Origin of the sequence: Nocardia sp. NPDC059177 (assembly GCF_042755165.1) — a bacterium.
Classification (GTDB): Bacteria; Actinomycetota; Actinomycetes; order Mycobacteriales; family Mycobacteriaceae; genus Nocardia.
In genome coordinates this window covers 36,535-61,865 of sequence record NZ_JBHZBX010000011.1, presented here as the reverse complement: position 1 = coordinate 61,865, position 25,331 = coordinate 36,535, and the positions used below count along the sequence as shown (strand labels likewise).

Annotated in this window: 21 protein-coding genes; 2 read left to right on the top strand and 19 right to left on the bottom strand. The window is 70.1% G+C overall.

From position 1 onward, the window contains the following. Positions 1 to 21: 21 nt before the first annotated feature. Together ACFXK0_RS16045 and ACFXK0_RS16040 are read right to left on the bottom strand one after the other, a co-directional pair. Positions 22 to 975 carry a hypothetical protein gene (locus ACFXK0_RS16045; RefSeq protein WP_379411040.1) on the bottom strand — a complete coding sequence of 318 codons (954 nt, stop codon included), beginning with the start codon at positions 973 to 975 and terminating at the stop codon, positions 22 to 24. Positions 976 to 1,011: 36 nt separating this feature from the next. Continuing rightward, the gene (locus tag ACFXK0_RS16040; protein ID WP_379411039.1) at positions 1,012 to 1,746 is read right to left on the bottom strand and encodes a sulfite exporter TauE/SafE family protein; all 735 of its coding nucleotides are present in this window, start codon (positions 1,744 to 1,746) and stop codon (positions 1,012 to 1,014) included. Positions 1,747 to 1,853: 107 nt separating this feature from the next. Here ACFXK0_RS16040 and ACFXK0_RS16035 point away from each other — a divergent pair, with 107 nt between their 5' ends. Then, entirely contained in the window at positions 1,854 to 2,645 is a 792-nt protein-coding gene (locus tag ACFXK0_RS16035) for a hypothetical protein (RefSeq protein ID WP_379411038.1), read from the top strand. Between the two features lie 9 nt (positions 2,646 to 2,654). Here ACFXK0_RS16035 and ACFXK0_RS16030 read toward each other — a convergent pair whose 3' ends face one another. Continuing rightward, positions 2,655 to 3,230 carry a TetR family transcriptional regulator gene (locus ACFXK0_RS16030; RefSeq protein ID WP_379411037.1) on the bottom strand — a complete coding sequence of 192 codons (576 nt, stop codon included), beginning with the start codon at positions 3,228 to 3,230 and terminating at the stop codon, positions 2,655 to 2,657. Positions 3,231 to 3,338: 108 nt separating this feature from the next. Here ACFXK0_RS16030 and ACFXK0_RS16025 point away from each other — a divergent pair, with 108 nt between their 5' ends. Beyond that, positions 3,339 to 4,166 (top strand): SDR family NAD(P)-dependent oxidoreductase, encoded by an 828-nt coding sequence (locus tag ACFXK0_RS16025; protein WP_379411036.1) that lies wholly within the window; start codon positions 3,339 to 3,341, stop codon positions 4,164 to 4,166. A 114-nt stretch (positions 4,167 to 4,280) separates the two neighbouring features. Here ACFXK0_RS16025 and pdxS read toward each other — a convergent pair whose 3' ends face one another. The 16 genes from pdxS to ACFXK0_RS15945 all read right to left on the bottom strand — a co-directional run bounded on the left by pdxS (position 4,281) and on the right by ACFXK0_RS15945 (position 25,162). Further along, positions 4,281 to 5,183, bottom strand: a complete 903-nt coding sequence (pdxS, locus tag ACFXK0_RS16020; protein ID WP_379411035.1) for a pyridoxal 5'-phosphate synthase lyase subunit PdxS — start codon at positions 5,181 to 5,183, stop codon at positions 4,281 to 4,283. Positions 5,184 to 5,351: 168 nt separating this feature from the next. Then, on the bottom strand, positions 5,352 to 6,530 hold the full coding sequence (locus ACFXK0_RS16015) for a Cmx/CmrA family chloramphenicol efflux MFS transporter (RefSeq protein ID WP_379411034.1): 1,179 nt from the start codon (positions 6,528 to 6,530) through the stop codon (positions 5,352 to 5,354). 388 nt (positions 6,531 to 6,918) lie between these two features. Beyond that, on the bottom strand, positions 6,919 to 7,965 hold the full coding sequence (locus ACFXK0_RS16010) for an NUDIX domain-containing protein (RefSeq protein WP_379411183.1): 1,047 nt from the start codon (positions 7,963 to 7,965) through the stop codon (positions 6,919 to 6,921). Further along, positions 7,965 to 9,089, bottom strand: coding sequence for a glycosyltransferase family 4 protein (locus ACFXK0_RS16005; protein ID WP_379411033.1), 1,125 nt, complete (start codon positions 9,087 to 9,089; stop codon positions 7,965 to 7,967). The genes ACFXK0_RS16010 and ACFXK0_RS16005 overlap by 1 nt, the downstream gene beginning before the upstream one ends. After that, the gene (locus tag ACFXK0_RS16000; RefSeq protein WP_379411032.1) at positions 9,086 to 10,009 is read right to left on the bottom strand and encodes a phosphatidylinositol mannoside acyltransferase; all 924 of its coding nucleotides are present in this window, start codon (positions 10,007 to 10,009) and stop codon (positions 9,086 to 9,088) included. The genes ACFXK0_RS16005 and ACFXK0_RS16000 overlap by 4 nt, the downstream gene beginning before the upstream one ends. Next, entirely contained in the window at positions 10,006 to 10,683 is a 678-nt protein-coding gene (gene pgsA / locus ACFXK0_RS15995; RefSeq protein WP_379411182.1) for a phosphatidylinositol phosphate synthase, read from the bottom strand. Before pgsA ends, ACFXK0_RS16000 begins: the two co-directional genes overlap by 4 nt. Before the next feature lie 5 nt (positions 10,684 to 10,688). Further along, positions 10,689 to 11,246, bottom strand: a complete 558-nt coding sequence (locus tag ACFXK0_RS15990; protein WP_379411031.1) for an HIT family protein — start codon at positions 11,244 to 11,246, stop codon at positions 10,689 to 10,691. Beyond that, positions 11,243 to 13,309, bottom strand: a complete 2,067-nt coding sequence (gene thrS, locus ACFXK0_RS15985) for a threonine--tRNA ligase (protein ID WP_379411030.1) — start codon at positions 13,307 to 13,309, stop codon at positions 11,243 to 11,245. The genes ACFXK0_RS15990 and thrS overlap by 4 nt, the downstream gene beginning before the upstream one ends. Positions 13,310 to 13,444: 135 nt before the next feature. Continuing rightward, complete coding sequence (locus ACFXK0_RS15980; protein WP_379411029.1) at positions 13,445 to 14,092, bottom strand: (2Fe-2S)-binding protein; 648 nt, start codon at positions 14,090 to 14,092, stop codon at positions 13,445 to 13,447. Further along, on the bottom strand, positions 14,089 to 14,583 hold the full coding sequence (locus ACFXK0_RS15975; RefSeq protein ID WP_379411028.1) for a TIGR02611 family protein: 495 nt from the start codon (positions 14,581 to 14,583) through the stop codon (positions 14,089 to 14,091). The genes ACFXK0_RS15980 and ACFXK0_RS15975 overlap by 4 nt, the downstream gene beginning before the upstream one ends. Before the next feature lie 45 nt (positions 14,584 to 14,628). After that, on the bottom strand, positions 14,629 to 16,857 hold the full coding sequence (locus ACFXK0_RS15970) for a solute carrier family 23 protein (protein WP_379411027.1): 2,229 nt from the start codon (positions 16,855 to 16,857) through the stop codon (positions 14,629 to 14,631). Positions 16,858 to 17,089: 232 nt separating this feature from the next. Beyond that, entirely contained in the window at positions 17,090 to 19,312 is a 2,223-nt protein-coding gene (locus ACFXK0_RS15965; protein ID WP_379411026.1) for a SulP family inorganic anion transporter, read from the bottom strand. A gap of 193 nt (positions 19,313 to 19,505) precedes the next feature. Next, entirely contained in the window at positions 19,506 to 20,723 is a 1,218-nt protein-coding gene (locus ACFXK0_RS15960) for a VWA-like domain-containing protein (protein WP_379411025.1), read from the bottom strand. Next, the gene (locus ACFXK0_RS15955) at positions 20,720 to 21,952 is read right to left on the bottom strand and encodes an AAA family ATPase (protein ID WP_379411023.1); all 1,233 of its coding nucleotides are present in this window, start codon (positions 21,950 to 21,952) and stop codon (positions 20,720 to 20,722) included. The genes ACFXK0_RS15960 and ACFXK0_RS15955 overlap by 4 nt, the downstream gene beginning before the upstream one ends. Positions 21,953 to 22,163: 211 nt before the next feature. Next, positions 22,164 to 23,564, bottom strand: coding sequence for a hypothetical protein (locus tag ACFXK0_RS15950; protein WP_379411022.1), 1,401 nt, complete (start codon positions 23,562 to 23,564; stop codon positions 22,164 to 22,166). Between the two features lie 119 nt (positions 23,565 to 23,683). Beyond that, complete coding sequence (locus ACFXK0_RS15945) at positions 23,684 to 25,162, bottom strand: glyceraldehyde-3-phosphate dehydrogenase (protein ID WP_379411020.1); 1,479 nt, start codon at positions 25,160 to 25,162, stop codon at positions 23,684 to 23,686. Between the last annotated feature and the right edge of the window lie 169 nt (positions 25,163 to 25,331).

The window sequence follows — 25,331 nt, the reverse complement described above, 5'->3', positions numbered from 1 at the left end:
GCACTTCGACAGCCGAACTTTTCAGTTGATCGTGCCCTGTATAGGGATATAGATCTCGGCGGCCTCGACGAAGGCGGTGCCGGTCGACTCGGCCAGGGCCAGCGCCTCGTCGATCTTGCGCAGCGTCCGCCGGACCGGCGCGCGGTCGTTCCACTGGTCCCCCACCGCCGCGAGCGGTTCGGCATTCCGCGCGAGCCAGTCACGCAGCGGCCGGACCTCGGTCGGTGCCGTGTAGCCGCCGACGGCGTAGTTGGTGGGAATGGTCCAGTTGGATTCCCAAGTGAGCGTGGGGAATTCGGTCGCGAGTACACCGAGCAGCGGATCGTTGCCGCCGAGCGGAGCGTAGCCGTCGGTCGCGGCGTTCTCGGCGAGTTCGGTCGGCCAGACCCGGCCGCGGTCGATCCAGCCGGGCAGCAGCGCGGCGAGGAATTCGACCGTGCAGAACTGCGCGTTGCCGGTGAGGACGTCGGCGGCGGCGAGCTCGTCGTCGCCGTTGCGCACCGTCGGGCGGCCCGCGCGCACCGCGACGGCGGCCGCGCGCAGCAGGTCGAGTTTCCAGCGGAAACCGGTGGCCAGGTGCTCGTCGGCGGGCAGGGTGCCGCTCGGATCGGGTTCGACCCGGTCGAGCAGGGCCCGGTCGAGCTGGGCGAGCTGGGTGCGGGCCAGCTCGTCGACGGTGTCGGTATCGGCCCTGGTGTAGCGCAGGACGGTCTCGGCGACCGCGGCTGGGGACTCGGCGGTGACGAAGAACGGGCGGCCCCAGATGTAGAGGGACGTATCGAAATCGGCGCGATCGACGACTTTGCTCGTGCCGAGCCCCCACGCGTTCGCCCGGAACCGCACCTTGGCCTGGCGGACCGCGTCGGCGACCAGGTCGTCCAGATCGTCGTCGCTGCCCCGCCCCGCCAGGAACGGAGTGATCCGCTCCTCGGCCAGCCGGACGTCGATCGGATGAAAACTGATGTCGTAACCCATGTTTCAGCACCCTAGGGGCCGGCACCGACACGTCCGTCAGCGTGCCAGGTACACCGCGAGGCCGAGCCCGGCGATGCCGATGGCCACCCGCAGCACGCTCGGCGGGATCACCTTCACCACCGGCGGCCCGCACCAGCCGCCGACGAACGCCCCCGCGCCCAGCGCCACCGCCGCACCCCAGTGCACCGGCCCGAAGGCGGCGAACCCGACCGCGGCGACGAGATTGGCGATGCCGAGCAGGAAACTCTTGAGTACCGAAGCGCTCCAGAGAGATTCGGAGGTGCACAGCAGCATCAGCGTCAGATAGATGACCCCCGCGCCCGCACCGAAATAGCCGCCGTAGACCGAGATGAGCAGCACCCCCAGCGGCACGATCCACGGCGCGTTCAGCTCACCCACGTGCCGCCGCACCACCGGTTGCACCAGCAGCGCGAGCGAGGCGATGGCCACCAGGAACGGGACGACGACTTCGAACGCGCCCGCGGGCGCGACGAGCAACGCCAGCGCGCCGAGCAGACCACCGATCGCCGACAACACCGCCCAGCGCACCAATGTCGGTCCGCGCCCGGTCAGTTCCCGGCCGGAGTTCGCCGTCGCGCCCACCCCGACCGCGACCATGGCGACGGTGTTGGTGACATTGGCGGCAACCGGCGGCAGCCCGACCGCCAGCAGGGCCGGGTAGGAGACGATCGAGGCCATCCCGGTGACGAATCCGATCAAACCGGTGAACACACCCGCGACGACCAGCAAGAAGAAGTCGAGCGCGGTCACAGACCGACTGTACGGTACGTCCAGCCGGCAGCGACTTCCCGGTCGCCTCGGGTGGGTGTCAGCTGGTGACAACCCACACTGTCGGTGACGCGTGCCACGATGACACGGTGCAGACAACGCTGTTCGAACCCGGCCAACCCCGTGAGCCCGGCGTGCGAGATCGCCTCGATTCCAACACCGTCGCCCGGCTGGACGGCGTCACCGGTTTCGCCGACGTGCGCGAGGCACTGACGGCCCTGCGCGCCACCTACCCCGACGCCCGGCTGCTGTGCACCTACGACGACCCGGACCAGTGCGCTTATACGAGCATGCACGCCACGCTCGTGCTCGAACAAGCCGCGGAGCAGGCCGAGGACTACGACTTCGACGACCCGGTGGCGGTGCATCGCGCCGAGAACGCCACCCTCGCCCACATCGCCGCACTCCTGGACGCCCCCGACCGCCGCGTCGACTGGCCGTCGCTGGCGGGCAGTCGTGCGGCCACCGACGCCGACCTCGACGATCTCGTACGGCTCAACAGCTCCCCCGACAAGGCCCTGGACGCCACCGTCCTGGTGCAGCGCGTCCCGGTGGAGCGCGACGACCTCGCCCTCGCGGGAATCCCGAACGGCTACTTCGCCGACGACTGGAACATCTTCACCAATCACGCTGTCGTCCGGCGGATGGCCGGGCACGGCTACCGGCACCTCGCGATCGGCGCCGCGCTGCTGGCCTTCGACCGGCCTACCGCGCCGAGCGCCGCGGAGGCCGCCGCCGTGGTCTCCGATCTCGTCCACCTCTACGGCCTGCCCGACGCCATCGCCTGGCACGAACTGGCCGTGCTGCTCCCCGCCCGCGACATGCTCGTGCTCGGATACGCGGAGGACTTCGGCAGCGCGCTCGATCTCGAACAGCCCTAGCGCGCCACCTCAGGTAAGGGCGTCGACCATCCGCGCCGCGAGCACCCTGGTCCGGTCGATCGGCGCCCCCGACATCGCGGGCGCGCCGATCACCGAGCGCAGCACACCCATACCGATCAGCAGCGCACCGATCAGTTCCGCGCGCAGCGCAGGGTCGGGGCCGTCGAGCCGGTCGGTGATCTCGGCGAGATAGCCGTCGCAGAGTTGGATGCGCAGCTGGTCACGGACCGCTTCGTGCCCGGCCGAGCGCAGCATGACCAGCAGGGGATGCTCGCCGCCGAACGCCGACCAGTCCTGGTAGACCACGTCGTGGAGCAGGGCGTCGGCGATGCTGACCACGGGCCGGTGCGGATCGGCAGCCACCCCCACCGGGATCTCCACATGCATGGCCTCGGCGTAGAGCTGCCGTTTGGAACCGAAGTAGCGGGCGATCAGCGCCGGGTCGACCCCGACTTGGGCGGCGATCTCGCGCAGCCCAGTGCCGTCGAAACCCTGTGCGGCGAAACGGATCCGGGCGGCGTCGAGCAGGGCGGCGCGGGTGGCGGCGCGGTCACGGCGTCGAGGTGCGGGCGGGGTCTCTGCCATGAAGTCATGGTAAGTCATCAGATGTTGACTTGATGACCCACCGGTTTCTAGCCTCGAATCATCGGCCGATGACCACCATCCAGAGCGATTCGAGGAGAACAGGATTCGATGCGCACGTATGTCATCACCGGCGGCACCGACGGCATGGGTAAAGGGCTCGGACTACGCCTACTGGAACGCGGCGACCGGGTGATCGCCGTCGCCAGCGGCGCGGAGAAGGGCGCGGCGTTCACCCGCGACGCCGCCGAGCTCGGCGCGGCCGAACGCGCGGTGTTCGTACGCGCCGATCTGAGCACCCTCGACGGGATGCGGACCGCGCTCACCCGGATCAGCGCATCGACCGAGGTGGTCGACGGACTGGTGTTCGGCGCCCAGCGCGTCCGGCCGCGCCGCGAGGAGACCGAGGACGGGTTCGAGTTCACCCTCGCGCTGCACTATCTGAGCCGATATGTGCTGGGGCACGGCCTGTACGACGCGCTGGAACGCGCGCAGGCCCCGGTCGTGCTGAATATCGCGGGCCCCGGTGGCATGCCGGGCCGGATCCACTGGGACGACCTGCACCTGCGCACGGGCTACACCGGCACCCGCGCCGCCATGCAGGCCTCGCGCGGCAACGACCTGCTCGGCGTCGCCTTCGCGCAGCGTCATCCCACGGCGCGCACCCGCTATGTGCTCTACAACCCGCTGATGGTCCGCACCGCGATGGCCGATCCGCTGCCGACACCACAGCGGCTGCTGACCAAGGCAATCGGATACGTCGTCGGGCAATCGGTGCGCAAGGCGGTCGCGCCCCTGGTCGGAATCCTCGACCAGCCACCCTTCGACCCGGTGATCGCTTTGCGGCGCCGCAAGGCGATCCCGTTGACGGGCCGGGACTTCGACCCCGAGCGGGCCACACGCCTCGACGCGATCACCGCCGAACTGGTGGGCGCCTGACTCGGCGGGCCCGATTCCGTTCGGTGCCATACCGCCGAAACGCCTCGTGGGCGCCGCATCGCACGACGCCCACGGGACAGAATTCTCAGTGCCCGAACAACATCGGGCGCCGGATCACCAGCCGCGCTCGGCCAGACGGTGCGGCTGCGGGATCTCTTCGACATTGATGCCGACCATGGCCTCGCCCAGGCCGCGCGAAACCTTGGCGAGCACGTCGGGGTCGTCGTGGAAGGTGGTGGCCTTGACGATGGCGGCGGCGCGCTCGGCGGGGTTGCCGGACTTGAAGATGCCCGAGCCGACGAAGACGCCCTCGGCGCCGAGCTGCATCATCATCGCGGCGTCGGCGGGGGTGGCGATACCACCGGCGGTGAACATGACGACCGGCAGCTTGCCGGTCTGGGCGACCTCGCGGACCAGCTCGTAGGGCGCCTGCAGTTCCTTGGCGGCCACGAACAGCTCATCCTCCGACAGCGAGGTCAGCCGGCGGATCTCGCCGCGGATGGTGCGCATGTGGGTGGTGGCGTTGGAGACGTCGCCGGTGCCCGCCTCACCCTTGGAGCGGATCATCGCCGCGCCCTCGGTGATGCGGCGCAGGGCCTCACCCAGGTTGGTGGCGCCACAGACGAACGGGACGGTGAAGTTCCACTTGTCGATGTGGTTGGCGTAGTCGGCGGGGGTGAGCACCTCGGACTCGTCGATGTAGTCGACGCCGAGACTCTGCAGGATCTGCGCCTCCACGAAGTGGCCGATGCGGGCCTTGGCCATCACGGGGATGGAGACGGCGGAGATGATGCCGTCGATCATGTCCGGGTCGCTCATCCGCGACACGCCACCCTGGGCGCGGATGTCGGCGGGCACCCGCTCGAGCGCCATCACGGCGACCGCACCGGCGTCCTCGGCGATCTTGGCCTGCTCCGGGGTGACCACATCCATGATCACGCCGCCCTTGAGCATCTCGGCCATGCCGCGCTTGACGCGGGCGGTGCCGACGGTGTTGGTGGTCTCAGGCGTTGTCACGGGTGTCTCCTGTATCGGGTGCGGGTATCGGGTCGCTCGGTATGGACACCGTCGATTCTAGAACCGCCGGAAATCGGCGTTCATAGCCAGTTGCGGCCCACTGGCCTTGCCACGACCAGCGACGATACCGCCGCTGCTCTCCGCTGGCCTGCTCGACCGGCCTGCCGGTCAGCACGCGTCCGCCGTTTCCGCGGCCGGTGCCGGGCTGCGCCGGAACCGGTCGGCGAGCACGATCAGCGCGGCCGCGGCGGCGGCCACCGCGCCGCACCACAGTGCCGCGACCGGGTCACCCGTGTGGTCGACGACCACCCCGGCCACGACCGGTCCGAGCACCGCGCCGATGTTCAGCGCGGTGGTGGCCAGCGCACCGGCCAGCCGGGGCGCGCTGGGCGCGGCGGTCCGCACGATGGTCGCGATCAGCGCCGATCCGACACCGAATGCCGCCGCCCCGGTGACGAACGTCATGACCGCGAGACCGGCGATCGTGTGCGCCGCCACCGCGGCGAGCACCCAGACACCGACCAGTCCGGTCGTTCCCGCGGTCACGATCAGCGCGCCGTAGCGATCGCTGAACCGCCCGGTGAGGGTCACCCCGGCGAAGGACCCGAGCCCGAACAGCGCCAGCACCGCGGGCACCCAGCCGCTGTCGATCCCGGCGCTCGCGGCGGTGATGGTGCCCAGATAGGTGAACCCGGCGAAGGTCGCGGCATTGACCAGGATCGCGGCGACCACCGCCACCCGCACCGGGCGCAGGCCGAACACCGTCCGTTCGGCTCGCAGCGACGTGCTCGCCACGGCGTCGGCGGTACGCGGCAGCAGCGCCGCGACCGGCACGAGCACCACCGCGCTCACCAGCGCCACCGCCCAGAACGCCGAACGCCACCCCCACAGCTGACCCAGTACCGTCCCCGCGGGCACCCCGGCGATACAGGCCACCGTCACGCCCGACACGACGACCGAGGTCGCCCGCCCGATCAGCGCGGGCCCGACCAACCGCGGCAGCGCGGCGAGCACGATCGCCAGGAATCCGGCATTGGCGATCGCGGCGAGGACCCGGGTCGCGACCAGCACCGCGAAGTCCTCGGTGAGCGCACCGACCACGTGCGCGAGACAGAACACGGTGAGAAACGTTGTCGCCGAACGCCGTAGCGGCCAGCGCCCGGCGGTGACGGCCATGGCGGGCGCGCCGAGCACCATGCCGACCGCGTACACCGCGGTCAGCGCCGCGACGGCGCCGAGTGAGACGCCGAAGTCGGCGGCGGTACCCGCCAGCAACCCCGACATCATGAATTCCGATGTGCCCTGCGCGAATACCGCGACAGCCAGCACGAAAACCCCGATGGGCATGATTGTTCCACTCTCCGGACGAAGGAATCGAGGATCATCCGGCATCGCGATCGCCGCGTCGCCCCCGGTCACCCGACCGTGGGTACGCGCGCACACGACGCCGTCCGGCCCGCGGGCCGGACGGCTACCTTCTGGATGCCTCCGGAGAATTCACGCGCTCACCTTATGTCCGCTCGCGCCGGCACGCCACCGGATTTCGCCGCCCTCGCCGACCGGGGGTCGAATCCGGACGGTCGATGGCCGGCCGGCGGCGTACCGCGGCAGACCAGCGCCACCTACCGCCGGCCCGCTCAGCCCCCGAGCCGCCCACTCAGCACACGAGCCGCACGTCAGTACCGCGGACTGCCGCCCGATCAGCCACCGCGGGCCGAGTCTCGACCGGTGGTGGTCAGCGGATGGAGCGGACGACGTGGGCGGTGTCGTCGGCGGCGGCGGTGATCGCCTCGGCGAGCAGTTCGTCGAGGTGGTAGGGGTAGACCGCTTCGCCGCTGTCGTCGAGTGCGCGGATGTCGGCCGGGGCGCACCAGCGGTGGTCGGTGATGGTGCGGCGTTCCAGGGCATTGAGCGCGGCGGGGCGCCATTCGAAACGTGGGGCGCGCAGCGTGAAGAACAGTTCCTCGGAGCGGATGAGTTCGCCGTTGAACGGGAACACCGCGACCCGCCGCCACAGCGGACCGCGCAGGCTCGCGGGGTCGACGCGTTGGCCGGTCTCCTCGTGGATCTCGCGCACGGCCGCGTCGCGCAGGCTCTCCCCCGGCTCGACACCGCCGCCGACGGTGAACCAGAAGGCGACGTCGGGGAGCATCGGATCGTGGCCGCGCAGCAGCAGCACCCGGTCCTGCTCGTCGAGCAGCACCACCCGGGCCGAAGTGCGGGTGGTGTGCACTTCCAGGCCGGTGGCGGCGGCCGGGGTGGCGCGCTCGGTGATCTCGAAGTAGTGCGGCAGCGGCGCGGTACCGCCCAGGTGCAGGATGCGGACCGGGCGGCGGGTGCGCAGGGCGAGGGTGTCGCGGACGGCGTCGTTGTGGAAGCGGCGCGCGATCAGCACCCTCGCTTCGGCGTCGGCCAGTTCGGCCACCAGCTGGGGACGCAACTGCTCGATGTCGACCAGCGACAGGGCCGCCGAGAGCTGGTTCTCGACGGTTTCCCGGTCGCCGCGCTCGGCGCGTTCGGCCCGGTCGGCCAGGCCGGCCAGTTGCGCGGCGCGATCGGTGCGTTGCGGATCGGTGCTGACCGGTCCGGCCACCGCCATGGCCACGGCGCGGGCCACCACGGCCCGCCGGGCCAGCGCGGCGTCGAGCGCCTGCCAGGACTGATCCGAGCGCACGTGCAGCCGGTCGAGCCGGTTGGCCGTCGAGTACGCCCAGACGCCGAGGGCCAGGACCAGCAGTGCCACCAGCGCGAGGACCAGGACGGTGGTGGCGGAGAAGGTGATCATCCGGCGGCCCGCACTCGGGTGTCGCCCACGGTGACGGTCTCGTACACGCGCAGGATCTGCTCGGCCACCACCGGCCAGTCGTACCCGGCGACCACCTGGCCCGCGGTGCGCACCAGCTGGGCGCGGGTGTCGTCGTCGGTGAGCACGGTGTCGATGGCGGTGGCCAGCGCGGCCGCGTCACCGACCGGGGTGAGCAGTCCCGCGGTGCCGTCGCGCAGTACGCGCCGGAACGCGTCCAGTTCGCTGGCCACCACCGGGGTGCCCGCGGCCATCGCCTCGATCAGGATGATGCCGAAGCTCTCGCCGCCCAGGTTCGGCGCGACGTAGACATCGGCGCTGCGCATGGCGGCGGCCTTCTCCGCATCGGTGACCTGCCCGAGGAAACGCAGGTGCCCGGCGTGCTCGCCGGCCTCGCGGCGCAATCGTTCCTCGTCGCCGCGCCCGACGATGAGGATCTCCACGTCCGGATGCCGCTCGATCAGTGTGGGCAGCGCGCCGAGCAGTACGTCCATGCCCTTGCGCGGCTCGTCGTAGCGGCCGAGGAACAGCACCGTCGCGCCGGGGCGCGGATAGCCGTCGAGCAGCGGACCGCGCGCGAAGGCGGACACGTCGACACCGTTGGGGATCTCCACCGCGTCCGATCCCAGCGCCTCGACCTGCCAGCGCCGGGCCAGCTCGGAGACCGCGATGCGCCCGCTGATCTTCTCGTGGTACGGCCGCAGCACGCCTTGAAAAGTACTCAGCACCAGCGATTTCGTGGTCGAGGTGTGGAAGGTCGCCACGATCGGCCCCTCGGCGATCTTGAGCGCCAGCATCGACAGACTCGGGGCGTTGGGTTCGTGGATGTGCAGCACGTCGAAGTCGTTGCCCTCGATCCAGCGCCGGATCCGGGTGTAGGCCATCGGGCCGAACGACAGCCGCGCGACCGACCCGTTGTAGGGAATCGCGACCGCGCGCCCGGCCGACACCACGAAGTCGGGCAGCGGGGTGTCGTCGGAGGCGGGCGCGAGCACGCTCACCTTGTGGCCACGTTCCAGGAAGACCCTGGCCAGCTCGACCACATGGGCCTGCACACCGCCGGGAACATCGAACGAGTACGGGCAGACCATGCCGATCTTCACCGGAGGCCACCGCTCTCGTTCGCGGCGATGCGCGCCAGCCGCTCCGGGGAAAGGTCTGCTTCCCACAGCGGTTGCAGCATGTGCCAGTCGGCCGGATGCTCGGCGATGTTCGCCGCGAACCGGTCGGCCAGCAACTGCGTCGCCGCCGCGACACCGCCCGAAACATCGAGTGGCGCACTGGTTTTCAGGCCCCAGCCTTCGGTGCCGTCGGCCTCGGTGGTGAACCACGCGTGCACCGGTTGCAGCGACGCACCGGTCTCGATGGCCAGCTTGGCCGCGCCGGCAGGCAGCCAGGTGCGCTCGCCGAAGAAGTCGACGGGCACGCCCTTGCCGGTCAGGTCGCGCTCACCCATCAGGCACACGATGCCGTTGCGGCGCAACCGCTCGGCCAACTGCTCGAACGGCGGCTGCTCGCCACCGGTCAGCGGGAAGACCTCGAAGCCGAGGCTCTCCCGGTAGGCGACGAACCGTTCGAACAGCGATTCCGGCTTCAACCGTTCGGCCACCGTGGTGAAGGTGGCGTAGTGCTGCACCAGCCACACCCCGGCCATATCCCAGTTGCCCGAATGCGGCAGCACCAGGATGACGCCACGGCCCTCGTCGAGGGCCGCGTCGAGATGTTCCAGCCCGCCGACGTGATAGTCGATGGCGGTGTGGTCCATGCTCGGCAGCCGGAACGCCTCGCGCCAGTACCTGGCATAGGAACGCATGCTCGCGCGCATCAGCTCGTCGGGCACCTCGTCGGGAGTCACCCCGAGCACACGCGCGAGATTGCGGCGCAGCTGGATCGGGCCGCCACCCTTGACCGCGCGGTCGGCGCCCAGATCGAACACCTTGCGCACCAGGGGTTCCGGCGCCGATCGCACCAGCCGCCAGCCCGCGGCGTACCCCCAGTCGCTCACTCGTTCGCCCACCGTCACGACGCCGCTCCCCCGCTCGTGTCCTGCTGCGGGGCCGGTGGGATGACCACGCGCGCGCCGGGCGAATTGCGCACGGCCAGCACCCGCTGGAACACCGTGACCACACTCAGCACCGCCAGCACCCACATCGCCACGTACACGGCCCAGGTCAGCCACTCGATCCCCCAGTGCCCACCGATGCCGGTGAGCCCGGCGCCGACCAGCACGATGACCAGCCGGTCGGGCCGTTCGATGAGCCCGCCGTCGGCCGAGAGCCCGCTGGCCTCGGCGCGCGCCTTGGCGTAGGAGATCACCTGCGAGGTGACCAGCACGATCAGCGTCGCCACCAGCAGCTGCTCGCTGTGCTCGTGATAGACCGCCCACCAGGCCAGCCCGGCGAAGATCGCGCCGTCGGCCACCCGGTCGCAGGTGGCGTCGAGCACCGCGCCGTACTTCGTGCCGCCGCCACGGGCGCGCGCCATGGCGCCGTCGAGCATGTCGAACATGACGAACAGCCAGATGACCATCGTCCCCCAGAACAGATGCCCGGAGGGGAACAGGGTCACCGCGGCGGCGATCGTCGCGGTGGTACCGATCAGTGTCATCGCGTCCGGGGTCAGCCCCGTACCGACGAGCGCTTTGCCCAGCGGCGCAGTCGCTTTCGCAAACGTCTGGCGGCCGAAGAAGCTGAGCACGGTTGTCAGTCCTCCCACGCCTCCGCCAGCAGCTGCCGCGTTTCGCGCAACAACTGTGGCATTACCTTCACCCCGCCGACCACGGTGATGAAGTTCGCATCCCCGCCCCAGCGCGGCACGATGTGCTGGTGCAGGTGGTCGGCGAGCGAACCACCGGCCACCCCGCCGAGGTTGAGGCCCACGTTGAATCCGGCGGGCCGGGAGACCCGTTTCATCACGCGAATGGCCTGCTGGGTGAAGGTCATCAGTTCCGCGCTCTCGGCAGGCGTGAGGTCCTCCAGGTCGGCAACCCGGCGGTACGGCACCACCATCATGTGCCCTGGGTTGTACGGGTACAAGTTGAGCACCGCGTAGACGAGTTCGCCGCGCGCGATGATCAGCCCGTCCTCGTCCGACATCTTGGGAATGTCGGTGAACGGATGGCCGGTGGCGTCCTTGGGCTTGACCTCACCGGTGATGTAGGACATCCGGTACGGGGTCCACAGACGCTGCAACCGGTCGGGCTGTCCCGCCCCGGCGTCGGCGATCGAACCCGCCGCCTCGGGGGCGATGCTCTCACTCATGACGACACCTTCGCCGCCCCGATGACCTCGAACCCCTCGGCGGTGGGCGAGGCGTTCACCCGGTTACCGATCCAGTGCGTGACGGTGGCGATCGCGTCGGCGACCGGCACCCCGTTGACCTGGGTGCCGTCGCGGAACCGGAAGCTCACCGCGCCCGCCTCCACATCGCGCGCGCCGGCCAGCAGCATGAACGGCACCTTCTGCGCGGTCTGGTTGAAGATCTTCTTCTGCATCCGGTCGTCGCTGCGGTCGACCTGGGCGCGCACGCCCGCGGCCCGCAGCTGCTCGATCACCTCGTCCAGGTGCGCGGCGAAGTTCTCCGCGACCGGGATGCCGACCACCTGCACCGGCGCCAGCCAGGCCGGGAACGCGCCCGCGTAGTGCTCGGTGAGCACGCCGAAGAAGCGTTCGATGGAGCCGAACAGCGCGCGGTGGATCATCACCGGCTGCTGTTTGGTGCCGTCGGAGGCGGTGTATTCCAGGTCGAAGCGTTCGGGCAGGTTGAAGTCGAGCTGGATGGTCGACATCTGCCAGGTGCGGCCCAGCGCGTCCTTGGCCTGCACGGAGATCTTCGGGCCGTAGAACGCGGCACCGCCCGGGTCGGGCACCAGATCCAGGCCGGAGTCGGTGGCCACCTTGCGCAGGGTCTCGGTGGCTTCCTCCCACAGCTCGTCGGAGCCGACGAACTTCTTCGGGTCCTTGGTGGACAGCTCGAGGTAGAAGTCGTCGAGGCCGTAGTCGCGCAGCAGCGAGAGCACGAAGGTCAGCGTGCTGGTGAGCTCCGCGTGCATCTGCTCCTTGGTGCAGTAGATGTGCGCGTCGTCCTGGGTCATGCCGCGCACCCGGGTCAGGCCGTGCACCACGCCGGACTTCTCGTAGCGGTAGACCGAGCCGAACTCGAACATCCGCAGCGGCAGCTCACGGTAGGAACGCCCGCGCGACCGGAAGATCAGGTTGTGCATCGGGCAGTTCATCGGCTTGACGTAGTAGTCCTGGCCGGGCTTGCGCACGGTGCCGTCGTCGTTGAGTTCGGCGTCGAGGTGCATGGCCGGGAACATGCCGTCGCGGTACCAGTCGAGGTGGCCGGAGACCTCGAACAGGTGGCCCTTGGTGATGTGCGGGGTGTTGACGAACTCGTAGCCCGCGTCGATGTGGCGCTGACGCGAGTACTCCTCCATCTCCTTGCGGATGATGCCGCCCTTGGGGTGGAACACCGGCAGGCCGGAACCGAGCTCGTCGGGGAAGCTGAACAGGTCCAGCTCGAGGCCCAGTTTGCGGTGGTCGCGGCGCTCGGCCTCGGCCAGCAGGTGCAGATACTCCTCCATCGCCTCGGTCGATTCCCAGGCGGTGCCGTAGATGCGCTGCAGGTCCTCGCGGTCCTGGTCACCGCGCCAGTAGGCGGCCGAGGAGCGGGTGAGTTTGAAGGCGGGGATGAACTTGGTGGTGGGGATGTGCGGGCCGCGGCACAGGTCGCCCCAGATCTTCTCGCCGGTGCGCGGGTCCAGGTTGTCGTAGATGGTCAGCTCGTGGCCGCCGACCTCCATGATCTCCGGGTCGTCGATGCCGGACTTGTCGCTGATCAGTTCCAGCTTGAACGGCTCTTTCGCCAGCTCGACGCGGGCGTCCTCGACCTCGATCACCCGGCGCGAAAAGCGTTGCGCGCCTTTGACGATCTTCTTCATCCGCGATTCCAGCTTGGCCAGATCCTCTGGGGTGAACGGCCGGTCGACGCGGAAGTCGTAGTAGAAGCCGTCCTTGATCGGCGGGCCGATGCCCAGCTTGGCCTCGGGGAACTCCTGCTGCACCGCCTGGGCGAGCACGTGCGCGGCCGAGTGCCGGATCACGCTGCGGCCGTCCTCGGTGTCGGCGCCGACGGCCTCGACCTCGACCTCGGTGTCCGGGATCCAGGACAGGTCCTTGAGCGCGCCCTCGGCGTCGCGCACGACGACGATCGTGTTCGGGCCCTTGGTCGGCAATCCGGCCTCGCGCACCGCCGCGCCCGCGGTAGTCCCGGCCGGCACCCGGACGAGGGCGACAGGGCTGAGGGGTGCAGAGGTGGTCACGGGGGTGCTCTCCTTGGCATCGGGTGCCGGTTCGTTCCGGCGCGTTTCGCAGGGTCGGTCCTGCGACCCGACCATGCTATCGGGAGCGCCGACATGCCGCGCCGATGGACCTCTGACCGCGTGTTGTCCGTCTCGTCACCGCAGCTGGGCCAGCAGCGTGGCGCGTTCGGCGGCCGGGCGCTTGGGGCAGCTGGTGCACATCTGGCAGCCGGGCACCTCGTAGACCAGACAGCACGAGACCCGCTTGACGAAGGTGCGCTCACCGACGGTGACGAACCGGGGCGCGAGCAGCCGGGCGCCGACGTCGGCCGCGAGCCTGCTGCCCGCCGCCGGTGCACCCGCGTCGAGGGCGCGGTTACCGACGGCGTCGGTGACGATCGCCCACAGCGCGGGCACCCCGGCCCCGGATACCGCCGCGACCTGCAGGATCACCGCCGACAGCGTCTCGCGCAGCGCGGTGCCGACGGCGGCGGTCGCCGAGGCGAGGTCGGCGGGTGGGGTCTGTCCGGGTTCGCCGACAAGGGTCGCCGAGCGGAACCGGACGTACTCGACGCCACCATCGGGCCTGACCTCGCATTCGATCTCGTCGAGCGCGGCGATCGGGGCGGGCCCGCCCGCCGCGTAGGCGCCGGCGATCTGGTCGACGAGCGCGGAGGCCGCCATGCACCACCACAGGGTGCCGCCGACCCGCGGGACCGGGGTCCCCCAGGACCGGCTCATCGCACCGATCCGGGCCGCGACCCATTCGGGATCGGTGAGCAGCCGTCCGGGGACCGCGCTCACGACATCAGGGGACTGTGCAACCATGGCCAATCGACTCCGATCCACCCTGCCACCATCGAAAATGTGCCGAGCAGCCACAGCGTCGCGAGGACGAGGGCGAAGGTGGCCACCGCGCCCAGTACCTTGATCGTCCACCCCCGCGAGGTGTACCAGTCCATGACGATCCGGTACTTGCCGCGCACCCAGGTCAGGGTGTGATGGGCCCAGACGAATTCGGTGGCCAGGATGCCGAACCCGGCGAACACGAGCGCCCAGCCCGGCCCCGGGTACGGGATCGTGACGATGCCGACGAGCAGGACCAGGCCGCCGAAGAGTCCGACCGCGGCGCGATAGCCGAAGTTCAGGGTAGGGCGCGCGGCGATGTGTTGGCGGAAGGCGCGCCCGCGCTGTCTGGTTGCTGTCCACCGTTCCGGTGCTCCGGTGGTGCGGTCCCCCGGCTCCCCGGAGTCGAGGTCGGCGCGGTCGGCGTCGGCGGTCGGCTCGCTGATCATTTTTCCAGCCTACGAGCCGACCGCCGACCGTGCCCGATCCACGCCTCAGACAGTGACCGGGACCTCGTCGTCGATGGTGCGCACCGTCTCGGCCGTCACCTCGATCACGCGGGCGCCCGCGATGTCGAAGAACAGGCCCGACACCACCAGCCCACGCTCGGCGATCGCCCGGCGCACCGCCGGATGCCGGTGCAGGGTCTCGAGCTGCACGGCCACGTTCACCATGCTCAGCTGGTCGACCTCGCCGTACCCGGCCGCCCCCGCGGCGCGCGCGACCGGGTGGCCCGCGCGGAAACGCTCGAGGCTCGGCTCGGCGTGCCCCAGCCAGGAATTCAGGCCACCCGCGGTGTCGGCGCCCTGATAGACGGCCTTCATCGCGCCACAGGACGAGTGCCCGCACACGACCACCGAGCGGACGGCGAGTTCCTCGAGGGCGAACACCAGCGCCGCCTCGACCGAGTCGTCGCCGCTGCGCGGCACCAGGTTGCCGATATTGCGCACGGTGAACAGGTCACCCGGCCCGCTGCTGGTGATCACGTTCGGCACGATCCGCGAATCCGAGCAGGTCAGGAAGAACGAATCCGGGTCCTGACTGTCGCGCAGTTCGTCCAGGTGCGGCCGCATCACGTGGGCGTGGCTGCGATGGAACGCCGAGACGCCCGCGGTCACCGCGGCGCCACCGGATTCGTTGTTGCGCCATGGTCCGAGCAGTTCGTCCCAGACCTGGCGGCCGAACCCGCGCGCGGGCGGCGCCGCGGCGGCACCGGCCATCCGCGCACTGCCGATCTCGACGAAATCGACACGGCCACCGCTGCTTTCCTGTTGCCGCTGCCAGTCCTCGATCGCCTCGAAGGCGGCGTGGTCGAGGAAGTCGACGGTCATCTCCACCGTCACCTCAGCCCCCGCGGGCACCTTGGCCAGCTCGCCCGAAAGTTTCGGCAGCGCCAGGAAGGTGCACGAGCCGTCGATGCTCACCAGCCAGCGGTCGCTCTCCGGCAGCGCCACCGCACTCACCTGGACCCGGACCACCCGCCACAGCAGCAGCCCGAAAGCCAGTGCGAGGCCGATGATCACGCCCTCGAGCAGGTTGAGGAACACCACGGCCAGGATCGTCGTCACGTAGACGAGCAGGTCACCGGTGCGCCGGGCCAGCTGGATGTGGGCCATCTTCACGAGCTGGATACCGATGACGATCAGCAGACCGGCCAGCGCGGCCGTCGGGATCTGCTCGACCAGCGCCACCAGCGCCACCGAGAACAGCAGGATCCAGCAGCCGTGCATGATCGCCGAGGCGCGGCTGCGCGCACCCGCCTGCACGTTGGTGGCGCTGCGCACGATCACACCGGTGATCGGCAGGCCGCCCACCAGGCCCGACAGCACATTGGCCGAGCCCTGGCCGATGAGTTCGCGGTCGAAGTTCGTGCGTGGACCGGTGTGCATCTTGTCCACGGCCACCGCCGAGAGCAGGCTTTCGACGCTGGCGATGAGGGCGATGGTGAGCACCATCATGGCGACCGCGGACCAGCCGCCGGAGGGCAGTTCGGGCAGTTGCAGCGCATCGAACAGGGAGCCGTCGATCACGATGCGCTCGATGTCGGTCGGCAGCACCAGCGACAGCACGGTGCCCGCGACGACGGCGACCAGCGGTCCCGGCACGGCACGCAGCTTGGGCGGCATACGTTTCCAGCCGAGCATGACCACGATCACCGTGGCGCCGACCAGCGCGCCACCGCCGTGCAGGGTCGTCAGCTGGCCGGGAAGTTCGAGAATGTTGCGCAGTGCGGTGCTGTGCGAGGAGCCGCCGAGCAGCACGTGGATCTGCTGCAACGCGATGGTGATACCGATGCCTGCCAGCATCGCGTGCACCACCACGGGTGCCACGGCGAGCGCGGCGCGCGCGATCCGGCTGAGCCCGAACAGGATCTGTAACACCCCGGCCGCGACGACGATGAAACAGGTGCCACGCCAACCGAATTTGTCGATGGATTCGGCGACGACCACGGTCAGGCCCGCGGCGGGGCCACTGACCTGCAGGAGGGATCCACCCAGCAGACCGGCTACGATTCCGCCGATCACGGCCGCGACGAGGCCGGCGGCGACAGGTGCGCCGGAAGCGACGGCGATGCCCAGCGACAGCGGCAGCGCGACGAGGAAGACCACGATGGAGGCGGGCAGATCATGACGCATCAGCGTCTGCCGCCACGCCGGGCGGGGTGACCCGCCGGATACTTCGGCCTCGGGACGAGGCGGTGCAAGATCGTTCTCTACAGACATGACTCTCCTCCGCCGACTCGGCGCGCGGGCCGAGGTCGGTCGACGATCAACTGTCCAGTACGGGCTTCGAACCGGATTCGCACGGTGAAGCAGAAGAACTCCCGGTGCGACGGTGGACCGGGAGCGCGCCATCCAAGCTATAAGTAAAGAAATGGCAAAACCAGTGTGCCGCACAAAGAGTGGGCGCCGCCATAACCGCAGGCCCGCTGTGGTGTGACGCACACCCGATCACTCATACCGGCTCCGCCGCCAATCCGCTTCGCGTGTCGTCGAACTCGGCGATCCCGTCCGCGGTCACCTCGATCACCCGCGCGGTGGCCAGATCGAAGAACAGGCCCGACACCGCGACCCCGCGCTCCCGCATGCCACTGCGGACCGCCGGATAGTCGGCCAGCGTCGCCACCTGCCTGGCCACGTTCACCATCCCGAGCTGATCGATCGGGCCGAATCCGGCGCGCCGGGCCGCCGCCGCGACCGGGTGTCCCTGCTGGAACGCCGTCAGTGTCGGTTGCGCGTGGGCGAGCCAGTCGTCGAGGCCGGGACCGGCCTGCACCTGCCCGTACAGCGCTTCCATCGCCCCGCATCCGCTGTGCCCGCAGACCACCACCGACCGCACGTCGAGCTTGTCGAGCGCGTAGATCAGCGCCGCTTCCACCGAGACGTCGCTGCCGCCGACCGGCACCAGATTGCCGACATTGCGCACGGTGAACAGGTCGCCGGGACCGCTGCTGGTGATGACATTGGGCACGATCCTGGCATCGGCGCAGGTGAGGAAGAACGTGTCGGTGTCGGGCCGGTCGCGCAACCGGTCCAGGTGCGGGCGCATCAGGTGCGCGTGACCACGGTGATAGGCCGCGATGCCGGCCGCGATGGGGTCCACGCCGTTGCTGCGGCGCCACGGCCGGATCGTTTCGTCGACCGCCTTGCGCGCCTGCCCCCGTTCGGGCGGCCCGTCGTGCGCGCAGGCCATCCGCGCGGTGCCCAGCTCGACCACGTCGACCACGCCGCCGGCCGCCGCGCGTTCGGCGGTCCAGTCCGAAAGCAGTTCGCAGGCAGCGTGATCGAGGAAATCCACACTCAGCTCCACGGTCACCTCGGCACCGGTGGGCACCTTGGCCAGTTCGGCGGTGAGCTTGGGCACGGCCAGGAAGGTGCATGGGCCCTCGACCCGCACCAGCCAGCTGCCGTCGGCGCGCTCGGTCGCGGCGATGCTGCACTTCACCACCCGCCACAGCAACAGGGCGAACGACGCGATCAGCCCGATCAACATGCCCTGCAACAGGTTCAGCGACACCACAGCCAGCACCGTGATGACGTACACGTAGAGGTCGCCGGTGCGCCGCGCGCGCTTGATGTGAGCCAGTTTCACCAGCTGCACCCCGATCAGCACGAGCAGACCGGCCAGCGCCGCCGTCGGGATCTGACGCACCAGCCCCACCAGCGCGAGCGCGAACACCAGCACCCAGCAACCGTGCAGCACCGTCGCCGCCCTGCTGCGCGCGCCCGCGTTGGCATTGGTGATGCTGCGCACGATGACCGCCGCCACCGGCAACCCGCCGAGCAGGCCCGATGTCATGTTGGCCGCACCCTGCCCGAGCAGCTCGCGGTCGAAATCGGTGCGCCGTTCGGGGCGCATCTTGTCCACCGCGACCGCCGACAACAGCGTCTCCACACTGGCGATCAGCGCGACGGCGAGCATGGTGAGCGCGATCGGCGCCCAGCTCCCGTGCGGCAACGCGGGCAATCCGATGCCGTCGATGAGCGAACCGTCCAGCCGGACCCGTTCCACCCCGAGCGGCAGCACCAGCGACACCACCGTCGCCACGACCACCGCCACCAGCGGACCGGGCACCACCCGCACCCGCCGCGGCAGGTACTGCCAGCCGATCAGCACCGCGATCACCAGCAGCCCGACGAACAGTCCACCGCCGTGCACCGACATCACCTGCTCGGGCAGTGCCAGCACACTCGCCAGCGGCGAACCGACCGTCGTCCCGCCCAGCAGCACATGGACCTGCTGCAGGGCGATGATCACGCCGATGCCGGCCAGCATGGCGTGCACGACCACCGGGGCGATGCCGAGCGCGGCGCGCGCGATCCGGCTGAGCCCGAACAGGATCTGTAGCACCCCCGCTCCGACGGTGATGAAACACATTGCGGCCCAGCCGTATTGCGCGACGGCGCCGGCGACGACCACCGCGAGACTGGCCGTCGGCCCGCTCACCTGGATGACCGAGCCGCCGAGCAGACCGGCGACCACACCCCCGACCGCCGCCGCGATCAGGCCGGCCACCACCGGCGCACCGGAGGCCAGCGCCACCCCCAGTGACAACGGCAGGGCAACGAGGAACACCACCAGCGAAGCCGGAAGATCGTGCTGCAGAACAGATCTGAGAGACGAAGGCGGTGAAGCGCTGATCACCGCGGATGGGCCCGGATCATTGTCGGTCATCATTCTCCTTCGCCGGGGCGGAAGGCACCCGGTTCATCGGTCGAACATGCACTGGCAATAGATGCTGAGCTGCGAGAACCGACCCGAGACACAGGGTCGGGCCAATAGTAAAGACTTACCCAAGCGTACGGAAAGGCGGGGATCGAATCGCGATAGAAATGTGACGTGCACCACAGTGCATGAATGCGTCACGGCCTCAGCCGATGTCGACCACCCGAGCCCACGCGGGCGGCCGGTCCGGAACGTAATCCGGATTCGATTCGTCCCAGTCGCCGACCCGGCGGAACAGCCCGACGATGGTCCGGCACGCCGGCTGGACCGCAGGCCACGGTGTCTGACCGTCGGTCAGCACCACCACCACATCCGGGCGCGGCGAGGTGCGCAGGGCCCTGGCGAAGCCGACCCGCAGATCGGTGCCGCCGCCGCCCATCAGCGCCATGCCCTCGGCCCGGCACAGCGGATGGACCAGGCCGACCGCGGCATCGCAGCAGAACACCGAGACCAACTCGCGCCCGCCCACCGCGGCGACCACAGCGGCGACTTCCAGCAACGCGCTGCCCAGTTCCAGATCGCTGACCGACCCCGAAGTGTCGATGACCACGCTGACCTTCGGCGGAGTGCGGCGCAGGCTCGGCAGCACCACCCCGGGCACACTCACCGAACGGCGCGCCGGGCGCCGATAGCTGTAGTCCTGACCGACGCCGGGCGCCGAGACGGCCCCGCGCAGCGCGGCACCCAGCAGCACCCGCCACGGCTGCGGCGGATGCAGGGCCTGATCGGCCCAGCGCCGCCACTGCTGCGGCGCGTTGCCCGGCCGGCCGACAATGCCCTGGGCCACCCGGAACCGGACCGCGTCGCGTTCCTGTTCGCTGAGTCCGTCGGCGCCGTCGGGCCCCAGTTCCCAGGGCCGGTCCGACCCGTCGGCGCCGCTGCCGCAGTCGAGCCACGCCATCGCCTCGGTGTGGCGCCCGAGCCGGAACTGCCCGAGATAGTCCTCCATGAGCAGGCCGGTGGGCAGGCCGAGGGTGGCGGGCAGGACCGCGTCGGTGAGGTGGACCAGTCCGTGACCGAAGGCGTCGTCGTTGATCTCGGCGTCGGCGGCGATGTTCATCCTGAGCCGTTCCGCGGGCCCGGTCAGCTCGTGCTCGCGGGCATAGCGGTCGCCGCGCGCGTGGTGCTCGCGCAGCAGGTGGGAGACCTCGTGCACCAGCACCGAGGCGAGTTCCTCCACCGGTTTCCGGTCGACGTAGGCCGGGGAGACGTAGCACCGCCAGTACTTGTCGACGCCCATCGTCGGCACCCGCGGTGATTCGACCAGATGCAGCGCGTACAGCGCGGTCGCCAAGTAGGGCCGGGCATTGACCGCGTGCAGGCGGGCCGCGTACAGCTTGTCGAGATCGAGCTCGCCGGTCATCGGCCCACCTTCTCGGCGACCCGGGTCGCAGCCCGCTCGGCGCTCTGGGACACCCCGACCAGGCCGGCCAGCGCTTCGATCGAGGCGGGCACGTCCCAGTCGTCGCGGCGCAGGGTCGCCAGGGTCGTCGCGGGGACCACCACCAGGTCGGGGGCACCGGTCTCGACCGCCTTGACCAGCAGCGACCAGGCCGCGTCCCAGCGCTCCCGCTCCGGTCGGCGCCGCACCGCCGCCACCACCGCGTCGAGGGCGGCCTGGCGCAGGTCACCGCGGGTGGGCAGCTCGGCGGCGGCCGGGTCGGCCAGCAGCACCTCCGGGTCGGGCAGATCCATCCGGTCGATGCTGGTCAGCAGTTCGAAGCCGGCACCGTCGCCGACCGTGCCACGCACCAGCAGCGACAGCACCTCGCGCGCCACACCCGCCGCCGTGGCGAAGGCGATCAGCCGCAGCGTCATCTCCCAGCTGCGCGGGGACGGCCACGCACCGCCCCTGCGGGTCTCGCTGGTGGGCATCTGATGCACGAGTTTGGGCCGGGCCGCCAGCAGCTCACACACCGCGCGCCGCGCGAAAGCCACTGCCTCCGGCAGCTTTCCGGGATCGAGCCGCGGCAGGGTGGCGCGCGGCCACACCCCGCCGAGTCCGCGCACCACCACCTCGTGATCGTGGATCCACTGCAGGTGCACGAACCGGTTGGCCAGCGGCGGGCTCAGTTCCCAGCCGTCAGCGGCCGAAGAACGCGGGTTGGCGGCGGCGACGATACGGACACCGGGCGGCAGTTGCAGCGCGCCCACCCGCCGTTCCAGGACCACGCGCAGCAGCGCGGCCTGCACCGCGGGCGGCGCGGTCGACAGTTCGTCGAGGAACAGCAGGCCGCGGCCGGTGCGCGCGAGTTCGACGGCCCAGTCCGGCGGGGCCATCGGCACGCCGTCGACCGCCGGGTCGTCGCCGATGATCGGCAGGCCGGCGAAGTCCGACGGCTCGTGCACGCTCGCGATCACCGTGGTCAGCGGCAGGTCGAGGGAGTCGGCGAGCTGGGTGAGCGCGGCAGTCTTGCCGATACCCGGTTCGCCCCACAGCAGCACCGGCAGGTCGGCGGCCACCGCCAGGGTCAGCGCCTCCAGGCGGGTGTCGGGGCGGGGTTCGGTGGTGACCCGGCCGAGCAGGGTCAGCAGGTCGTCGGCGATGTCGAGCTGGGAGTCGGTGGCGGGGGTCATGGTGTGTGCAGACATGAGGAATCACCTTCGGGGAGTGAGGAAGTGGATGAGTGGGTGCGCGGTCGCGTCAGCGCACGGGGCGTCAGCGCCCGGTTGCGTCAGCGCCCAGTTGTGTCAGCGCCCGGTTGCGTCAGCACGAGGTCGCGTCAGTACGAGGTCGCGTCAGCACGAGGTCGCGTCAGCACGAGGTCGCGTCAGCACGAGGTCGCGTCAGCACGAGGTCGCGTCAGTGCAAGGTCGCGTGCCGTGGATGGGCGCGGCGCTCACCGCGGGCGGGCCGGACAGGACGCACTCGGCCGCGACCGGGTGCGGGCAAGCCCGCCCGGTATAGCCCGAAGGTGATCCGTTGCCGCACAGCGGCTTCCAGCGTGTTCAGCAGCGGACCGGCGCGCAGCGAGGCATCCTGGCCGAGCACGCTCTCGACCAGGTCCAGCGCACCGTCGGTGTCGCCGTGGTCGAGGCGTTGCCGCACCTCGGCGAGCCAATCCGGCCGCCGGTGCGCCTCGTCGATGACCCGCAGGCAGGGCAGCGGCCTGCCGGTGAGGGCGACCAGGAGTTCTTCGCGCCGGATCTCGCCGGGATCGTGATCCAGGGCGACGAGCACCCCGTCGACGACACCGATCCGATGCCGTTCGCCCCGGCAGTCCACGATCCGCTGCCCGGCCTCGGGCGTGGTCCTGTCCGCCCGCGCACCGCCGGGGTCAAGGGCCGCCGCGACCAAGGGGTGCAGCCGATCGGCCGTGATCGCTCCCGCGCGCAGCAAGGCCAGATCGGGGAGCGCCCAGGTCGCCGCGTCGGGCAGCACCGGCAGGGCGGATACCGTTGCGCGCGAATATTTTTCGGCTACTCGCAGCGAGGCATGCCCGGGACCCGACGCACCGCGGGCAGCACCCAGTTCCAGGACCAGCTGCCGTCGCGTCCCGGCGCGCACGACGAACAACCCCGTCGTCGATTGCTCGGCACGCAACAGAATCGCCGCCTCGGCCGCCCATCTGTCGACGGCACAGCCCTGCGGAACCGCAGCCAGCAGGCCGGTATCAGACTCGAATTCTCCTGCGCTGGAACGTGTTCGCAGTTCACCGGTCCGGCGCGCGTCCCACAGATGACGGTGCAGGTCGAGCCGGAAACGCCGATCGGGCCGGGGACGCGGATGCAGGCCGCCGCTGGTTCCGTCCCACAGCGCGAGACTGATCCGCTGCCCGTAGTCCGCCCAGGCGGGCGCGGTACGTACCACCAGCTGGACGGAATCCGTTCCGCCGTCGTGGTTTTCGTACTCGTAGCGCGCCAGCGCCATGGTCAGTCCCGGCCGGAGCAAGCCGTCCGGGGCGACCCGGGGCAGATGCCAGCGCAGCAGATCCGGCGCCAGCTGACGCAGATCCGCCCGCACCCGTGCCGCGAGTTCGCCGCCATAGCGGCGCGCCGTCGCCCGCAGATCGAGATCGACGTCGACATGGGCGGCCGCGCAGGCCCCGGCCCAGTCACCGACCTGCCGCCGAGCGGTGGCCGTATCGATCATGCTGGTCGGTACCGCGAATTCGCGCACCCGCAGCCAGAAGGCGAGACGTGCTGGTAATTCCCCGCGATCACGCGGGAGGGAAGCCGGTTCCAGGACCGGCAGGGGGCTCAAAGGCCCGGGCGCCGTACGCCCTTTCGACTCGTAGTCATGTGCCCAGTATGCACAACACCGAACCGCTCGACAAGCCGGTGGGTGCCGGACCGCTCGCCCGGCACCCGCCCGACCGGATATCAGCCCGCGTCGGCCCCGGCCAGCTCGCGCACCTCGGCCTGCGCGCCGACCTGCGGATAGGTCGGGTACTCGATGCCCGAGATGTACTGCACCGTCCGCACCACCTGGCAGGAGTAACCGAATTCGTTGTCGTACCAGACGTACAGAATCGCGGTGTCGCCCTCGACGATGGTGGCGTTGGCGTCGATGATCGAGGCCGCGCGCGACCCGATGAAGTCGCTCGAGACGACATCGGTGGCCGCGGTGTAGTCGAGGTTGCGGCTGAGCGGTCCGGCCAGGGAGACCTGACGCAGGTAGGCGAGCACGTCCTCCTTGGTCGTCTCCCGCTCCAGGTGCAGGTTCAAGATGGCGACCGACACGTCCGGGGTGGGCACCCGGATCGAGTTGCCGGTGATCTTGGCCTTGAAGTCCGGCATCGCCTTCGCCACCGCCGAGGCCGCGCCGGTCTCGGTGAGCACCAGGTTGAACGGCGCGGAGCGGCCGCGACGGTCGGCCTTGTGGTAGTTGTCGAGCAGGTTCTGGTCGTTGGTGAACGAGTGCACCGTTTCCACGTGCCCGCGCAGGATGCCGTACTCGTCGTCCATGGCCTTGAGCGGCGGCACGATCGCGTTCGTGGTGCAGGAGGCACACGAGAAGATCTGCTGGGACAGGTCGAGGCTGCGGTGGTTGACGCCGTGCACGATATTGGGCACGTCACCCTTGCCGGGCGCGGTGAGCACGACCTTCGCGATGCCGGGGCGCAGGTGCTGGGCCAGCCCGTCGCGATCACGCCACCGGCCGGTGTTGTCGATCAGGATGGCGTTGTCGATGCCGTAGGCGGTGTAGTCGATGCTGGTCGGGTCGTCGCTGTAGATGAACTTGATGACGTTGCCGTTGGCGGTGATCGTGTCGTTGTCGAGGTCGACCTTGATGGTGCCGTTGAAGTGACCGTGCACCGAGTCGCGGCGCAGCAGCGAGGCGCGCTTGGTCAGATCGTCCTCGCCGCCCTTGCGCACCACCACCGCGCGCAGGGTCAGCCCGTTGCCCGAGCCGGCCTTCTCGATGAGCAGCCGGGTGACCAGGCGCCCGATCCGGCCGAACCCGTAGAGCACCACGTCACGCGGGCCCTGTGACTGCGCCTTCCTGCCGTCGATCACCTCGGCCAGCGCCGCGGCGGTGAACTCCGCGATCGAGCGGCCGTCGGCCGTGCCACGGTAGGCGTTGACCAGCAGACCGAGGTCGATCTTGCACGGACCGAGGTCCAGCTCGCTGATCACCTGCAGGAACGGCAGGGTCTCGTCGACCGAGAGCTCCTCGCCCTCGATCTGACGGGCGAAGCGGTGCGTGCGCAGAATGCTGATCACCGACTTGTTCACCAGCGACCGGCTGTGCAGCAGGATCGTCACACCCTTGCTCCGGTACAGGGTGCCGATGATCGGGATCATCGCCTCGGCGGCGGCTTCCTGAGCGTTCCAGCGGTCCAGTTGTTCGGTAGTCACAGAACTCCTCAGGTTCCTCGATCAATACGGCCCTTCCATGGTATTGAGGCCCGGAAATTCACCGAAGGCGGATACCCGGTCGTGAGGTGTGCATGACCCAGATCACACATGGCGAGGTCGGCTCGATCCGGATCGAGCCGACCCAGCGGCGTTCAGATCAACACGACAC

Excerpts from the sequence above, each read along its gene's own strand:
- ACFXK0_RS16015 (WP_379411034.1), bottom strand. The coding sequence starts at position 6,530 with ATGCCCATCGGGGTTTTCGTGCTGGCTGTCGCGGTATTCGCGCAGGGC.
- ACFXK0_RS16030 (WP_379411037.1), bottom strand. The coding sequence starts at position 3,230 with ATGGCAGAGACCCCGCCCGCACCTCGACGCCGTGACCGCGCCGCCACC.
- ACFXK0_RS15975 (WP_379411028.1), bottom strand. The coding sequence starts at position 14,583 with ATGATCAGCGAGCCGACCGCCGACGCCGACCGCGCCGACCTCGACTCC.
- ACFXK0_RS15970 (WP_379411027.1), bottom strand. The coding sequence starts at position 16,857 with ATGTCTGTAGAGAACGATCTTGCACCGCCTCGTCCCGAGGCCGAAGTA.
- ACFXK0_RS15965 (WP_379411026.1), bottom strand. The coding sequence starts at position 19,312 with ATGATGACCGACAATGATCCGGGCCCATCCGCGGTGATCAGCGCTTCA.
- ACFXK0_RS15955 (WP_379411023.1), bottom strand. The coding sequence starts at position 21,952 with ATGTCTGCACACACCATGACCCCCGCCACCGACTCCCAGCTCGACATC.
- ACFXK0_RS15960 (WP_379411025.1), bottom strand. The coding sequence starts at position 20,723 with ATGACCGGCGAGCTCGATCTCGACAAGCTGTACGCGGCCCGCCTGCAC.
- ACFXK0_RS16045 (WP_379411040.1), bottom strand. The coding sequence starts at position 975 with ATGGGTTACGACATCAGTTTTCATCCGATCGACGTCCGGCTGGCCGAG.
- ACFXK0_RS15990 (WP_379411031.1), bottom strand. The coding sequence starts at position 11,246 with ATGAGTGAGAGCATCGCCCCCGAGGCGGCGGGTTCGATCGCCGACGCC.
- ACFXK0_RS16025 (WP_379411036.1), top strand. The coding sequence starts at position 3,339 with ATGCGCACGTATGTCATCACCGGCGGCACCGACGGCATGGGTAAAGGG.